This window comes from Actinoallomurus bryophytorum (genome assembly GCF_006716425.1).
In the GTDB taxonomy this organism is placed as follows: Bacteria; Actinomycetota; Actinomycetes; order Streptosporangiales; family Streptosporangiaceae; genus Actinoallomurus; species Actinoallomurus bryophytorum.
On sequence record NZ_VFOZ01000001.1, the window covers coordinates 5,951,033 to 5,965,124 of the forward strand.

Annotated in this window: 14 protein-coding genes; 5 read left to right on the forward strand and 9 right to left on the reverse strand. The window is 71.4% G+C overall.

Going from position 1 to position 14,092, the window contains the following annotated elements:
- Positions 1–20: 20 nt before the first annotated feature.
- The 5 genes from FB559_RS27860 to FB559_RS27880 all read right to left on the reverse strand — a co-directional run bounded on the left by FB559_RS27860 (position 21) and on the right by FB559_RS27880 (position 3,802).
- A complete protein-coding gene (locus tag FB559_RS27860; RefSeq protein ID WP_141959160.1) occupies positions 21–785 on the reverse strand; it encodes a sirohydrochlorin chelatase in 765 nt (254 codons plus the stop codon).
- Positions 767–1,480, reverse strand: coding sequence for a phosphoadenylyl-sulfate reductase (locus FB559_RS27865; RefSeq protein WP_141959162.1), 714 nt, complete (start codon positions 1,478–1,480; stop codon positions 767–769). Before FB559_RS27865 ends, FB559_RS27860 begins: the two co-directional genes overlap by 19 nt.
- A complete protein-coding gene (locus tag FB559_RS27870; RefSeq protein WP_141959164.1) occupies positions 1,477–1,671 on the reverse strand; it encodes a PDDEXK family nuclease in 195 nt (64 codons plus the stop codon). The genes FB559_RS27865 and FB559_RS27870 overlap by 4 nt, the downstream gene beginning before the upstream one ends.
- Positions 1,668–3,320, reverse strand: coding sequence for a nitrite/sulfite reductase (locus FB559_RS27875; protein ID WP_141959166.1), 1,653 nt, complete (start codon positions 3,318–3,320; stop codon positions 1,668–1,670). The genes FB559_RS27870 and FB559_RS27875 overlap by 4 nt, the downstream gene beginning before the upstream one ends.
- Before the next feature lie 299 nt (positions 3,321–3,619).
- Entirely contained in the window at positions 3,620–3,802 is a 183-nt protein-coding gene (locus tag FB559_RS27880; RefSeq protein WP_141959169.1) for a hypothetical protein, read from the reverse strand.
- Positions 3,803–3,884: 82 nt separating this feature from the next.
- Here FB559_RS27880 and FB559_RS27885 point away from each other — a divergent pair, with 82 nt between their 5' ends.
- From FB559_RS27885 to rsgA, 3 genes are all read left to right on the forward strand, one after another.
- Positions 3,885–4,682, forward strand: a complete 798-nt coding sequence (locus FB559_RS27885) for a TIGR03084 family metal-binding protein (protein WP_141959170.1) — start codon at positions 3,885–3,887, stop codon at positions 4,680–4,682.
- A 193-nt stretch (positions 4,683–4,875) separates the two neighbouring features.
- Positions 4,876–6,018, forward strand: a complete 1,143-nt coding sequence (locus FB559_RS27890) for a YihY/virulence factor BrkB family protein (protein ID WP_141959173.1) — start codon at positions 4,876–4,878, stop codon at positions 6,016–6,018.
- Positions 6,019–6,270: 252 nt separating this feature from the next.
- Positions 6,271–7,329 carry a ribosome small subunit-dependent GTPase A gene (gene rsgA / locus FB559_RS27895; RefSeq protein WP_246122125.1) on the forward strand — a complete coding sequence of 353 codons (1,059 nt, stop codon included), beginning with the start codon at positions 6,271–6,273 and terminating at the stop codon, positions 7,327–7,329.
- A gap of 442 nt (positions 7,330–7,771) precedes the next feature.
- On the opposite strand, the gene FB559_RS27905 is transcribed toward rsgA, so the two are convergent.
- Complete coding sequence (locus FB559_RS27905) at positions 7,772–8,455, reverse strand: sensor histidine kinase (RefSeq protein WP_141959179.1); 684 nt, start codon at positions 8,453–8,455, stop codon at positions 7,772–7,774.
- Positions 8,456–9,136: 681 nt separating this feature from the next.
- On the opposite strand from FB559_RS27905, the gene FB559_RS27915 reads away from it, so the two are divergent.
- Complete coding sequence (locus FB559_RS27915) at positions 9,137–10,243, forward strand: alpha/beta fold hydrolase (RefSeq protein WP_185792431.1); 1,107 nt, start codon at positions 9,137–9,139, stop codon at positions 10,241–10,243.
- 15 nt (positions 10,244–10,258) lie between these two features.
- On the opposite strand, the gene FB559_RS27920 is transcribed toward FB559_RS27915, so the two are convergent.
- Positions 10,259–11,404: a site-2 protease family protein gene (locus FB559_RS27920; RefSeq protein WP_185792432.1), complete on the reverse strand. Its 1,146-nt coding sequence runs from the start codon at positions 11,402–11,404 to the stop codon at positions 10,259–10,261.
- Positions 11,405–11,900: 496 nt separating this feature from the next.
- Here FB559_RS27920 and FB559_RS27925 point away from each other — a divergent pair, with 496 nt between their 5' ends.
- Positions 11,901–12,548 carry a phosphoribosyltransferase gene (locus tag FB559_RS27925; protein ID WP_141959185.1) on the forward strand — a complete coding sequence of 216 codons (648 nt, stop codon included), beginning with the start codon at positions 11,901–11,903 and terminating at the stop codon, positions 12,546–12,548.
- A gap of 118 nt (positions 12,549–12,666) precedes the next feature.
- On the opposite strand, the gene FB559_RS27930 is transcribed toward FB559_RS27925, so the two are convergent.
- A complete protein-coding gene (locus tag FB559_RS27930) occupies positions 12,667–12,963 on the reverse strand; it encodes a WhiB family transcriptional regulator (protein ID WP_141959187.1) in 297 nt (98 codons plus the stop codon).
- Positions 12,964–13,118: 155 nt separating this feature from the next.
- Complete coding sequence (locus tag FB559_RS27935; protein WP_141959189.1) at positions 13,119–14,018, reverse strand: ferredoxin family protein; 900 nt, start codon at positions 14,016–14,018, stop codon at positions 13,119–13,121.
- Between the last annotated feature and the right edge of the window lie 74 nt (positions 14,019–14,092).

Sequence of the window (14,092 nt, forward strand, 5' to 3'; positions counted from 1 at the left end):
CCCCGGCGAACAAAGGGGTTTCAGCCGACGGCGGCTTGATCACCCAGCGTGATGATCTCATCGTGGCGCTGGATGATGATCTCGGCCAGCTCCGGCGCGGGGCCGAGCGCCGCCGAGACCGCCTCCGCCCCGGCCGCGAGCGACTCCTCACGGACCTTGTCGGCGAAATGGCCCGGAGCGAGGAAGTAGGAGGCGACCGCGACCCGGCGCGCACCGTCCTCGCGCAGGGCGCGTACGGCCTCGGCCGGCGTGGGGCGCGCCGCGGAGGCGTAGGCGGGGACCACGCGCCCCCAGCCGCGCCAGCGCCGCGCCATGGCGTTGATCGTCGCGTTCGCCGACGGGTCGCTGGAACCCGCCGCGGCCAGCACGAGGGCCGTGCCGGGGTCGGGCGTCACGCCCGCCTCGGCCAGCCTGCGCTCCAGGGCCGCGGTCATCAGCGGGTGCGGGCCCAGCGTGGCGCCGTACCGCACGCGCAGCCAGGGATGGGCCCTGTGGACGTCGGCGAGCGCGCCGGGGATGTCGGTCTTGCTGTGGTACGCCGAGGTGAGCAGCAGGGGGAGCACGACGGCCTCCCCGGTGCCTTCGGCGGCCAGGGCGCCGAGCACCTGCCCCGGGGCCGGCGGAGCGTGGTCGAGGTAGGACGTGAGGACCCGCAGACCCGACCGGCGGCGTACGAGGCCGAGGAGCTCCTCGACCGTCGCCGCCGCTCGCGGGTCACGGCTGCCGTGCGCCACCGCGACCAGCGGTGCGGTGGACACGGACGGCCTCAGAGGTTGATGCCGCATTCGGACTTTCCCGTGCCGGCCCACCGGCCGCTGCGGGGGTCCTCACCGGGCGCGACGCGCTGGGTGCAGGGCTCGCAGCCGATCGAGGGGTACCCGTCGTACTGCAGCGGGTTCACCAGGATGCCGTTGTCCTCGATGTAGGAGGTGAGCTGCTCGTGCGTCCACCGCGCGAGCGGGTTGACCTTGACCTTCCCGCGGGCGGCGTTCCACTCGACGACCCGCGATCCGCGCCGGTGCGAGGTCTCCTCGCGGCGGATGCCGGTGATCCATGCGAGGTACGGGTCGAGAGCGCGGTTCAGCGGCTCGACCTTGCGCAGATGGCAGCACAGGTCGGGGTTGCGGCCGTTGAGCCGTGGCCCGAGGTCACGCTCCTGCTCGGCCACCGTCCGCGACGAGGTCACGTTCACCACGTTGATCGGATAGACGAGCTCGACGGCGTCGCGGGTGCCGATCGTCTCGGCGAAGTGGTAGCCGGTGTCGACGAACAGCACGTCGATACCGGGCCGGATCTTGGCAGCGATGTCCACCAGCACGGCGTCCTTCATCGAGGACGTCACGCAGATCCGGTCGCCGAAGGTCGCGATGGCCCAGCGGACGATCTCCTCGGCCGGCGCCTCCTCGAGGGCGTCCGCGGCCGACTCGACGATGTCGGTGAGGTCGAGTGCGGCCGGCGCGCGTTCGAAGGTGAGGGTCATCTCCTGGCCTCCTTGTGCTCGCCGGACGGCAGCCCGGGATCGGTGGCGGCGCTCAGCGCGCCCGTACCCACGTACCGGAGCCGGAACGCGCGGGTGCAGGCACGGCAGTGCCAGCCACCGTCGCTCTCGTACGGCTCCAGGTCCTCGTCTCCGCAGTAGGGGCAGTAGAACGGAACGGCGCGTTCGGTCATGCGAGATCCCCCTGCTCGGCTCGCTGGACCCAGTCGGCGAAGGACTCGCCGTCGGTCTTTTGCTTCTGGAACCTGCGGAGCACCCGCTCGACGTAGTCGGGCAGCTCGTCGGCGGTGGTCTTGAGCCCACGGACCTTCTTGCCGAAGGCGCCGCCGATCGAACCGCCGAGGTGGATCTGGTAGCCCTCCACCTGGTTGCCGTCGGCGTCCGTGACGAGCTGGCCCTTCAGCCCGATGTCGGCGACCTGGATGCGCGCGCAGGAGTTCGGGCAGCCGTTGATGTTGATCGTCAGCGGCTCCTCGAAGTCCGGCAGCCGCTCCTCCAGCTCGGAGATCAGGTCCATACCGCGCTGCTTGGTCTCGACGATGGCCAGCTTGCAGAACTCGATGCCGGTGCAGGCCATCGTCTGCCGCCGGAACGTCGACGGCCGCACCTGCAGGTCGTTGGCCTCCAGATCGGCCGCGAGGGCCTCGGTGCGCTCCTCGGGCACGTCCAGGATGACCATCTTCTGCTCGGTGGTCGTGCGGACCCGGCCCGAGCCGTACTCCTGGGCGAGATCGGCGATCACATGCAGCAGCTCGCCGTTGATCCGGCCGACCTTGGGCGCGAACCCGACGTAGTAGTTGCCATCGCGCTGGGGACGGATGCCGACGTGGTCGCGGCGGGCACCGGCCGGAGCACCGGGCGCCGGGCCGTCGGGCAGCGCGTAGCCGAGGTAGTCCTTCTCCAGCAGCTCGCGGAAGCGCTCGGGGCCCCAGTCGTTCATCAGGAACTTGATGCGGGCGCGGTGGCGCAGCCGCCGGTAGCCGTAGTCGCGGAAGATCCCGGCGACCCCGGCCCAGACCTCGTGCACCTGGTCCGGCCGGACGAAGGCGCCGAGCCGCTTGCCGAACATCGGGTTGGTGGACAGGCCGCCGCCGACCCAGATGTCGTAGCCCTTCTCGCCATCGTCGTTGACGACGCCGACGAAGGCGATGTCGTTGATCTCGTGGACCGTGCACTGCGCCGTGCAGCCGGACAGCGCCGACTTGAACTTGCGCGGCAGGTTGGAGAACTCCGGGCTGCCGATGTAGCGCTCGTTGATCTCGTGGATCTGCGGCGTGGCGTCGATCACCTCGTCGGCGTCGATCCCGGCGAGCGGGCAGCCGAGGATGACCCGCGGGGTGTCGCCGCACGCCTCGGTCGTGGACAGCCCGACCGACTCCAGCGTCTCCCAGATCGCGGGTACCGACTCGATCTCCACCCAGTGGAGCTGGATGTTCTGCCGGTCCGTCAGGTCGGCGGTGCCGCGTGCGTACTTGGTGGACACGTCCGCGATCGCGCGCAGCTGCTCAGGGCTCAGCTGACCGCCGTCGATGCGGACACGCATCATGAAGTAGCGGTCGTCGAGGTCCTCGTCCTCCAGGATGGCGGTCTTGCCGCCGTCGATACCGGGCCGCCTCTGGGTGTAGAGGCCGTACCAGCGGAAACGGCCGCGCAGGTCGGCGGGGTCGATCGAGTCGAAGCCCGCCTTGGAGTAGATGTCGACGATCCGGTCGCGGACGTTCAGGCCGTCGTCGTTCTTCTTGTTCTCTTCGTTCTTGTTGAGTGGCTCGCGATAACCGAGGGCCCACTGACCCTCGCCTCGCCTCTGCTGACGGGGTGGCATTCTGCGCGTCCTCCGTGTGGTGTGGCGGGACGCGAGGCACGCCGGCAGGTCATACTGCTGGCTCAACATTGAGCTTTGGGACAGACACCGGCACACCGCGCGCCCATGAGGCAATAGCGGTAGATCAGTGTCAACGACAGACGGCGCTGCCCACGCGGAGGTAGTCAACGTGCCGGCGCATCACCAGCAACGGATTAGCAGCAGCCATACACCGATGATGACATGCCGTTCGATGAGTGTCCAACCTTGTCCGATATGTGGACTTCTGTCCCACGTGCCGACCGGTCGTTCCGGGGTGCTCAGCCCTGCCGGAGCCAGTTGACGCCGGGCTCAGGCCCCTCTTCGTCGGACTCGCCGGACCCGCCGGGTTCGGCCGTCACGGCCGGAGCGGTGTCATCGCCGGCCGGCTGGTGCTGGCAGTCGCACCAGGTGCCGCGCGGGCAGTCGCCGTGCCGCCGGTCGCGGCAGGCTTCGCAGATCATGCCCTCATTGTCCTCCCAGCGTACGTATGCCGGGGTGAATCACCAGCAAGACCCCCGAACGCCGTTCTGTACGCTGGGGCGGATGGCTGTGGCGATGAACGTACTGATCGGCGACCTCCTCGCGGAGTCGGCCGACCTCGAACGGCTCCTCGCGCCCGATGTCCTGGCGGTCCCGACTCCGGCGGCCGGTTGGACCGTACGGGACCAGATCACGCATCTGGCCTGGTTCGACGGCGCCGCGGCGCGCGCGGTGACCGGACCGGGCGCGTTCCGCGAGGAGGTACGCGCGGAGCTCGCGAAGGGCCTGGACACGGACCTGCTCGTACGGGAGCGGCGGTCCATGGCGGCCGAGGAGGTCCTGGAGTGGTTCGGCGCGGCGCGCCGCCACCTGACCGAGGTCCTCTCCTCCGCGGACCCGGAGGCACGGATCCCCTGGTACGGCCCTGACATGGGTCTCGTGTCGTTCACCACGGCGCGGCTCATGGAGACGTGGGCGCACGGGCAGGACGTCGCCGACGGGCTGGCGGCCGGTGGGTATGACGGTGGGCGTGAGCCGACCGACCGGCTGCGTCACGTCGCCGAGATCGGCGTACGCGCGCTGCCGTGGAGCTTCGCCGTGCACGGACGCCGGCGCCCGGACGCCGCGGTACGGGTCGAGCTCACCCTCCCGAGCGGTGCCCCATGGGCGGCCGGACCCGAGGGCGCCGCCGACGTCGTGCGCGGGACGGCACTGGACTTCTGCCTGGTCGTCACACAGCGGCGACACCCGGCCGACGTGAATCTGGCGGTTTCGGGGCCTGTGGCGGAAGAATGGATCAGTATCGCGCAGGCCTTCGCGGGCCCGCCCGGCGCCGGTCGCCGGCCGGGTCAGTTCACCTGAACGGCGACGGCGACGGCGATCGGAAGAAGGTCGGTAAATGGGCGGGACCCGCGCGAGGTGCCGGACATGGGACGTCATGACGGGAGTCCTGCCAGCGGTAGCCCTCTCGTGCGCCGTGACGTTCCGTAGGCGACAGCACACGAAGTGGTCGTTGCAGCACGTACCGGGCGTGCCCCGGCTACGGTAGGGCGTCGTGACCACCCTCTCCGACGCTTCGGCGGACGTTGCCGCGGCATCGGCTCCCGCCAGGGCCCGTGCCGCGCTCTGGCAGATCGTCCGCGGTACGAGCATCTCCGCGTTCCGCTACCGGGTGACCGGCCTGGCGGCCGAGGCGGCCTTCTTCACGCTGCTGTCGCTGCCGCCGCTGGTGCTCGGGCTGATCGGCACGCTGGGGCACTTTCGCTCGATGCTCGGCAACGCCACGGTCACCGAGATCCGCACCTGGGTGATCGAGAAGGCGCAGACGGTGCTCACCGAGCAGTCCGTCGACACCGTCGTCAAGCCGCTGCTGGACGACGTGCTCAGGGGCGGCAGGGTCGAGCTCGTGTCACTGAGCTTCCTGGTCTCGCTGTGGGCCGGTTCGCGAGCGCTCAACGTCTACGTCGACACGATCACGATCGCGTACGGCCTGTCCGGGGTGCGCGGCGTCGTCCGTACCCGGCTGCGGGCGTTCTTTCTCTACATCGGGGGACTGGGCGTCGGCCTGGTGATCATCCCGGTGATGGTCGCGGGCCCCACGCTGGTGCTGCGCTGGCTGCCCGAGGGCGCGCGCGTGCTCCATCTCCTCTACTGGCCCGTGCTGATCATCGTCTCGGTCGTCTTCCTCGCGTCGCTGTACTACCTCAGCGTCCCGGCCCGTACGGCGTGGTGGCGGGGCCTGCCCGGCGGCGGCGTCGCGCTGGCGATCTGGGCGCTCGGCAGCCTCATCCTGCGGCTCTACCTCGACGGTTCCGCCTCGGGCGTGACGGTGTACGGCTCGCTCGGCGCCGCGATCGCGGTGCTCGCCTGGCTCTACGTCACCGCCCTGGCGGTGCTGATCGGCGCCGCGCTGAACGCCGAGATCGACAAGCGGTGGCCCGGTGAGTACACCGCACGTGCCCGCGCCGAGGCGGCCGAGGCACGGGCCAAGGCGGCCGACAAGCAGCTCAAGGCCGCGGCGCAGCGGGTCGAGGTCGCCGAGGCCGACACCGGCGACGAGGGGGAGTCCGAGGCCGAGCAGGAGCCGGAGCCGGACGTGCGGCGGCACGAGGCCGCCTCCGACGCCGGGCCGGGGAACGACGGCGAGCCGGAGAGCGAGCGCGAGTCGCGGTCCGGGGCCGAGCAGCGCAGCGCGTAGGACGCCGCGCCGAGCACGGCCGTTGGCGGGTCTCACGGTGGCATGGCCTGAGGCCTGCCTGGCCGGTCCGACGCGAAAAATCGGTTGCCCGCCCGCTGGGGGCGAAGCCTATGATCGGCGCGCCGGGAGACTCGTCGCGGCCGGAGGAACACCGGGAAGAGGTGAGCACGCATGACCGTCTTTGGCCTTGCCCTGCCCTCGCCCCTGTTCCTCCGGGTGCCCGCCTGAGCAGCGCGCACCCGCACCTGAAGGGTGCTCGCGTTGTCTTTCACACCTTTTCTGTCCTCCCTCGGCTGGGACGAGGCCTGGGCCTCGTCCTTCATCTCGTACGCCGGCCTTGAGCCGGGCCGCGTGGCGCGTGTCGACCGTGGCCGCTGCGACGTACTGACCGAACACGGCGACATCCAGGCCGGCTGGCGCGGCGCCCCGCCCAGCGCCGGTGACTGGGTCGCGCTCCGCGAACTGCCGGACGGCGGCCATCAGGTCGCGGCGATCCTGCCGCGGCGCACCGCCCTCGTACGCGGCGGCGTCGCACGCGAGTCCCGCGGCGGGCTGTCCGGCGACTCCCAAGGGCAACTGCTCGCGGCCAACGTCGACGTGGTCCTCATCGTCGAACCGGCGTCGCCGGACACCGGTCTCGCCCGCATCGAACGGCTGCTCGCGCTCGCCTGGCAGAGCGGCGCGACACCGTACGTCATCATCACCAAGGCGGATCTGGCCGCCGACCTCCCCGGCCTGCTGGAGACGGTGACCGCGGCGGCGCCCGGCGCCGACGTGCACGCGGTCTCGGCGGTGACGGGGGAGGGGATCGACGCCGTACGCGCCCTGGCGACCGGAACGTCGGTGCTGCTCGGCCCGTCCGGCGCGGGCAAGTCGACACTCGTCAACGCGCTCGCGGGCGAGGACGTCATGCGTACACAGGAGATCCGCGCCTCCGACGGACGGGGCCGGCACACGACCACCCACCGCGAGCTGGTCATGGTGCCGGGCGGACTCGTCATCGACACGCCGGGCGTGCGGCGGGTGGGGCTCTACGAGGTGGAGGAGGGCCTGGCACAGGCGTTCGCCGACATCGAGGACCTGGCCGCGGAGTGCCGCTTCGGCGACTGCGCGCACACGGCCGAGCCGGGCTGCGCCGTACTGGCCGCCGTCGAATCCGGCGACCTGCCGGAACGCCGGCTGACCGGCTGGCGCAAGCTCCGTCGCGAGGCCGAGTGGATGGCGTCCAGGACCGACGCGCGCCTACGGTCCGAACGGACGCGCCGGTACAGGCTGACCACCCGCCAGTCGAGACGCGACCGGTCGAGCTGAGCCAGGGCGGTTCGCGACCGCGGAGGACCGGAGCCGGCCCGCGTCATTCGACGGGGGGTTCGGCGGGGAGATGGCGGCGGCGAGCTACCGGCAGCGCGACGGCTTCGACCTCGCGTAGTGGAAGGCCCTGGCCGCGCTCACCGCCCTGGTACCCGGTACTCCCGGCGCCCCGCCTGACCCACAGCCGGACGGGACGCCCGGACCGGATGCCGACCGGGCCTGGTCGTCGCCCTCGGGACGTCCGGACGTCCTCTGGACGTCCCGAGCCGTCGTCTGGACGTCCCGAGCCGTCGTCTGGACGTCCCGAGCCGTCGTCTGGACGTCCCGGGCCGTCGTCTGGACGTCCCGGGCCGTCGTCTGGACGTCCCGGGCCGTCGTCTGGACGTCCTGGGACGTCTCCGGCGCACCGGGGGCCGTCCTTCGCATGGGTGACGGACGGGTCTCAGGACGGGGTCACGGGCCACTCGACGCGGATGCGGGAGCGTTCGGGGGACTGGGCCTGCAGGCAGGAGATGTCCATGCCGTCGCCGTTTCCGCTGGGTCCGCCCAACATGCGCAGGCGGCCGGCGACCCCGCTCAGGTCGCACGCGGGGGCGTCGATGTGCATGACGAGCCGGGTCGGTGGCCGGTGGGTGGCGGTCAGCATCACGTGTGCCTCCGAGAGCTGCTCGCACGGGACCAGTGTCAAGGTTCGGTGGACCAGCCGGGCGACCTCCTGCCAGGCCGCTTCGTCGATCATGGCGTCGATGCCGGGGCCGAGGGTGATCGCTGGGCACATGCCGCCCGGTGCGCATGCGCGTTCCACCGCCTCCACGATGAGTGCCCGCAGCCCGTCTCTCCCCGTGGAGCCCTCCGGATGGAGATCGAACACCACGCCGCGGAAGTCCTTGATCGCGTTGTCCAGGCCGCCGATCGCCTTGTGGATCTTGTCGACCGTGAGGTCTCCGGAGATGTTCGCCTCGATGTAGGTCAGCGCGGCATGGAGGTCCAGCCCGACCGCGAACAGCCGGTGTACCAGCACGTCGGCCAACCCCTGGGAGAGCCGCTCGCCCTCACCGCCGGGCCACTTGCCCTCACCGGCGGGCCACTCGACGGCTCTGGCGGCCCCTGCGCTCGCCTCGACCACCCCGGCGCCGATGTCCCCACCGCCTCTGGCCCCGACATCCCCAGCGCCTCCGGCGGCTCTGGCGGCTCCGGCGGCTCCGGCGGCTCCGGCGGCTCCGGCCCGAGCGTCTCTGACATCTCCGCCCCCGGCACCCAGGGCTCCTCCGACGGCTCCCGCGTCCCCGGCACCGGCCCCGGTGCCTCCGACGGCTGCGCCAGGCGGCTCCGGCATGGGTTCGCCGTACGCCGCGGATCCTCTCGCTGCGACCAAAACAATCCCCTCTGTACGGGCGGGCAGGCGCACTGCCCGATCGATGGGGGATCGGTGTAGTAGCAACATCAAAGGGAGATATGTCCGTCCTATTCTGCCTGATACCCATTAATCCTGTTCAGTGCACCTACCGCCGTACACTGGACATGCCTAACTTGCGCCCTAACCGCACTTCAGGTGTCACGCGATCGGGTGATTAATCAGCACTGAGGCCTATGGGGGAGTTTTTCCCCCAGAACTCAGGACCTTCGGCCCTGGATGATGTGGGACTTGTGGCGCAACGTGTAGATGGGGACCTACGGGGGAAAGGGGTTCGACCGCACGTTGGGGGAACGGGCCGGGGATCCCAGCCATCTCGGCCGGAAGGCTCAATGGTGAGTGTGACGGTGGCGTACCGCGTCAATGGGACGGCACCGCCCCGCGGAGGTGGTCATGTCGTTCTCGGACATCGCCGGCGCGCTGGCGCATCAGGGCGAACGACTTTTGCTCCCGATACCCGGCATATCGGCCATCGGCGCCGGATCTGAAGATCTGCCTGAGGGCCCGCCGCCGACGCGGCGGCTGACCGTCACGGCCGACGACGGCGTCGAGCTGCACGTGGAGATCCAGGACGCTCCGGGCGCGTCCCTCACTGTCGTCTTCTGCCACGGTTACCTGCTCAACGCCACCAGCTGGGACGTCCAGCGCACGATGCTCGCCGGCAAGGTGCGCGTGGTGCTCTGGGACCATCGTGGCCACGGCAGGTCCGGCTGGGGGACACCGCCGAACGCCACCATGGACCAGGTGGGCCGCGACCTTTTCGCCGTGATCCGGGCGGCCGCGCCGCGCGGGCGGCTCGTCCTGGTCGGCCATTCGATGGGCGGGATGGCCGTCCTCGCGCTCGCCAAGTCGCACCCGGGGCTGTTCGGCGGCCGCGTGGTCGGTGTCGTACTCGCCTCCACCTCGGCGGGGGGCCTGTCCTCCATCACCGCCGGCCTGCCGCCGATCACGGCGAGGTTCGTGCACCGGCTCGTGCCCGCCACGCTGACCAGGCTCCGGCGGCACGCGCGCCTGGTCGACGGCGCCCGCCGCTCCGCGAGCGGCGCGACGTACCTGATCGCCTGGCCGTACCTGTACGGCTCCCGCGTGCCGCGCCCGGTGGCCCGGATGACCACGAAGCTCATGGCGTCCGTGCCCATCCAGGTGATCGCCGAGTTCTACCTCGAGCTCGTCCGCTACGACCTGCACGCCGTCCTGCCGGCCCTCGGCCGCGTGCCGGTGCTCGTCATGGTCGGCCAGCGCGACATCATCACCCCGATCGCGCATGCCGAGGCCCTGGTCGCGGCGATCGACGACGCCGAGCTCGTCGTCATCCCGGACGCCGGGCACCTGCTGGTCCTGGAGCGGCCGCGTGAGGTGGGCGAGCAGGTCTGGAGCCTGATCACCCGGGTGAACCCGCCGAAGCTCGTCAGCGCCGACCCGGCCCGACCGCGGGTGAGCGGGAGGCGGATCGGAAAGCCCCTGAACAAGGAGCACCGCGGCAAGCAGGACACGCCCTAAGGCGAGAGCAGGCCCTCACTCGACCGGCGACGGGGTGCTCCGTGCGCGCAGCAGGCTCTGCTGGACCAGGCGGCCGAGATCGTCGGTGGTGACCATCCCGACCACGCGGCGGTCGGCGACGACGGCCGCGAGCAGCGCGCCCGCGAGCGGGATCCGCCCGACCAGCGACGAGGCGGGATCGTCCGGGGCCGCCGCGTAGTCCGGCGGCAGTGCGGTCGCGACCGAGTCGACGCGGTCGCCGGCGCGCGCCGGCGGAACTCTGGACAGCCGCGCGAGGGTGACGACGCCGCACGGCAGGCCGTCGAACCCGGTGACCGGGAAGACGGACTGGCGCGATCGCGCCGCCACGGTGGCGATGAACTCCCCGACCGGCCGCCAGGCGGTCGCGCATTCGGGCTCGGGCACCATCAGGTCGCGGATCCGTACGCCCGCGGCGGCCTCCTGTACGGCGCGGGCCTTGGCCTCGCTGCCCGCGGCCCAGACGAGGAACCAGCCGATGAGCATCAGCCACAGGCCACCCGTCTGACCGAGGAAGATCAGCTCGGCGATGCCACCGCCGGCGAGTGCCGCGCCCATGATCTGGCCGGTGCCGGTGGCGGCACGGTCACCGCGCGCCCGGTCGCCGGAACGCATCCACACCAGCGCCCGCAGGATGCGCCCGCCGTCGAGCGGCGCGCCGGGGAGCAGGTTGAAGACGGCGAGGAACACGTTGGTCGCGCCGGTCCAGGCGAGTGCCGCGACGATCGCGGCCGGCGTGCCGAGAGAGGCGGCGGCCTGCGCGCCCCCGAGCAGGACCCCGCCGATGACCAGGCTGGTCAGCGGGCCCGCGGCGGCGATGGCGAAGTCGGCCCGTGCGTTCGGCGGCTCACCGTCGAGCTGGGCGACGCCGCCGAGCATCCACAGGGTGATCGAACGCACGCCGAGGCCCCTCCTGCGCGCGATGGCCGCGTGGGCGCCCTCGTGGGCGAGCAGTGAGGCCAGGAAGAGCACGGCCGTGGGGATCGCGATGGCCCAGTACAGGGTCGTGGACCGGCCGGCGTCCGCGCGCGGGAGAACGTTCCCGGCGACGATGTCGGTGATCAACACGAGGATCACGAGCACCGACCAGTTGATCCCCACCGGGATGCCCGCGACGCGGCCCAGCCGGAGACTCTGCTTCATCGCCGCCTCCTCCATGGTCCTACGCCTCAACTGTGGGCGCGGGCGGCCACGGCGGGGTACGTCCGTTGGTCCCCGGTCGGGGGGCAAAGGTCAGCGGCTCGCGCCACGCGCCGAAGGTCCCGTCGCGTGGGGACCTTCGCCCCTGGAAGAGCCGCTCCCTGGTGAAAGCCTGAGATCAGGCCTGCGGGACGTGCAAGGGAGCCGGACGGCCGGCCTTCGCGGAGCGAAAGGGGCTCCGAATGAGGACCGGCGGAAGGGCTGAGAGGCCGGACCGGCACGACTACCGGTACCGGCGACCTTCAATACCTGATCCGGGCAATACCGGCGAAGGGAAATCGCCTCGCAGGTCTTCGTCGCCCGATCAGAGTCCGTCCAGGGGTCGATACCCGCCGCTGAGCGCCCCCTGGACGGCTTTCGGCTTACTCAACGCTCCCCGTTGCGCCCCGCCCTCCGATGGGTAGGGGCATCGACAACCGGCGTTTCGAGGTGGTTCACCGTGGGGTCGAGCGGCCATGGCGTACGGCTGCCGTTCACCGATCGGGCCGAGGCCGGGCGCGCGCTGGCGGGCCGTGTGGCGTCCCTCGGGCTCACCGATCCGGTCGTACTCGCGCTACCGCGTGGCGGGGTGCCCGTGGCGCACGAGATCGCCGAGCGGCTCGGGGTGCCGTTCGACGTGCTGGTCACCCGCAAGATCGGCTGCCCGGGTCAGCCGGAGCTCGGCGTCGGGGCGATCGCCGAGGGCGGCGAGCCGGTGTGCGACGCCGACCTGTTGCGCCGGCTGGGGCTGACCGAACGCGACCTCGACACCACGATCAGGCGGGAGCGGGCCGAACTCGCCCGCAGGGTCACCGCCTACCGCGGCGACCGCGCGCTGCCGCCGATCAAGGGGCGTGACGCCGTCGTCGTGGACGACGGGCTCGCGACCGGAGGGACCGCACGCGCCGCGCTCGGCACCGTACGGAGTGAGGGCGCCTCACGTGTCGTGCTCGCCGTACCGATCGGCGCCGCCCAGACCGTTCTCGAACTCTCCGCCGACGCCGACGACGTGGTGGTGCTCGCGGCCCCGTCCGTGTTCCGCGCGGTGGGCCAGTGGTACACCCACTTCGAACAGCTCACCGACGCCGACGTCCTCGCGCTCTTGTAAGGGAGAGGGAGGACGCCGACCGGCCGCGAAGAAGGACAAGAGCCGGAACCGCTGGCTTGACGGTCCGGCTCTTTATGGAAACGGCCCCGCGGGGCGGGGCCGCAGGTAGCGCTCCTGCCTAGGCGGCGTTGGCGCGACGCATGCGGCGACGACGCTCCGAGGCGCGCTCGTCCTCATTCAGGCCGCCCCACGTGCCGTACTTCTCCGGCCGGGACACGGCGTAGTCAAGGCATTCTCCTCGCACGGGGCAGCGCATGCAGACCGACTTGGCCTTGCGCTCGCGGATCTCCCGCTCCGGCTGACGTTCACCGTCCGGGCCGAAGAACAGGATGAGGTCCTCCCCCCGGCACTCGGCAGCGTCCTGCCAGCCCCAGCTGGGACGGGGGAGGTTTGCCTGCCGACGTACCTGAGCCATAGAACTACCACCTCGTAGCTTGCTGGTGAGCAAAAATTTCGGTCACGGACGCCAAACGGTGATACGTGCCAAAAATTGCAACGTCGTGAAGCGCCGTGATGTTCCCCAGAGAGCGCCGTATCCCCTCGGGATCGGCGTACAGGGCCTCGGAGAGGTTACACGAGGGCCGTCTCGTTGAGAAGAGTGAGGTCCCGTTCAATATAGGTTCGGATGTCCTCGCCGCATCCGGGACCGCACGCGTCCATGGGCCGCTGCTCCACCCGGACCCTATATCGAGCCTGGCCCGCGCGCACGATCGCGAGGTCACCGACCACGCGTTCGACCGCGACGGCCTCGACACCGAGGACCCCGCTCCGCGCGCGCACGAAATGCTCCGCGGCCTGCACCGGCTCGGCAAGCCCGGCACGGCCACGATAGCCCTCCAGGACGACCCGCCCGTGCCGGTACTCCTCGGCGGCGGTCATCGCGCGTTCTTCGTCGAGGTCGCCGTAGTAGAGGCCGTGCGGCAGGCACACGAGATTGGCGGCGTACCGGTCGCCGCCGACATGTGTGGTCTCCCACACATCACCGAACCGCTCGTGGAGGAAACGGGCCAGTGGCGCGCCGACACGCGCGCAGCAGGCGTTGTGCCGGCCGTGCGTGCACACGAGCAGCACGGGGCGGGTGACCGGCAGCCCGAACCCGGGGGAGCGGCCCGCACCCACGGCCTCCAGGTCGAGGTCGGCCAGCTCCTCCAGGTCCTCGAGCTCGCGTCCCTCCAGCCAGGCGCCCTCCGGGCCCGACGGCTCCCCGGAGAAGCCCGCGTACACCCGCAGCGGTGGTGTCGCCCGCCGTCGCCGGGGTGACCGGATGAACTGGGGACGCACCCCGTGCCGCCGCGCGCGGGCGATGGCCTCCGCCAGCGGGGCGGGCAGCGCCATCCGGTCGATCTCCTCACCCCACGGGCCGGGGTGCTCGACGAGCAGCCAGGCGCGCGTGCCGGCGGTCGCGCTGGCCAGGCACGGGCGCTGCCCGGTGTGGCACCCGGCGCAGTGCGTGCAGCGGTTGTCCGGCAACGAGCCCCCTTCACAGACTAATTAGGTAAGACTAACCTAACTAACTGTCGTCGCGCGAGGAACACCGGTCACGG

Bases quoted from the DNA above. Each gene is read 5' to 3' on its own strand.
- FB559_RS27915 (WP_185792431.1), top strand. From the start codon at position 9,137: ATGTCGTTCTCGGACATCGCCGGCGCGCTGGCGCATCAGGGCGAACGA.
- FB559_RS27885 (WP_141959170.1), top strand. From the start codon at position 3,885: ATGGCTGTGGCGATGAACGTACTGATCGGCGACCTCCTCGCGGAGTCG.
- FB559_RS27875 (WP_141959166.1), bottom strand. From the start codon at position 3,320: ATGCCACCCCGTCAGCAGAGGCGAGGCGAGGGTCAGTGGGCCCTCGGT.
- FB559_RS27930 (WP_141959187.1), bottom strand. From the start codon at position 12,963: ATGGCTCAGGTACGTCGGCAGGCAAACCTCCCCCGTCCCAGCTGGGGC.
- FB559_RS27860 (WP_141959160.1), bottom strand. From the start codon at position 785: ATGCGGCATCAACCTCTGAGGCCGTCCGTGTCCACCGCACCGCTGGTC.
- FB559_RS27870 (WP_141959164.1), bottom strand. From the start codon at position 1,671: ATGACCGAACGCGCCGTTCCGTTCTACTGCCCCTACTGCGGAGACGAG.
- FB559_RS27920 (WP_185792432.1), bottom strand. From the start codon at position 11,404: ATGAAGCAGAGTCTCCGGCTGGGCCGCGTCGCGGGCATCCCGGTGGGG.
- FB559_RS27880 (WP_141959169.1), bottom strand. From the start codon at position 3,802: ATGATCTGCGAAGCCTGCCGCGACCGGCGGCACGGCGACTGCCCGCGC.
- FB559_RS27865 (WP_141959162.1), bottom strand. From the start codon at position 1,480: ATGACCCTCACCTTCGAACGCGCGCCGGCCGCACTCGACCTCACCGAC.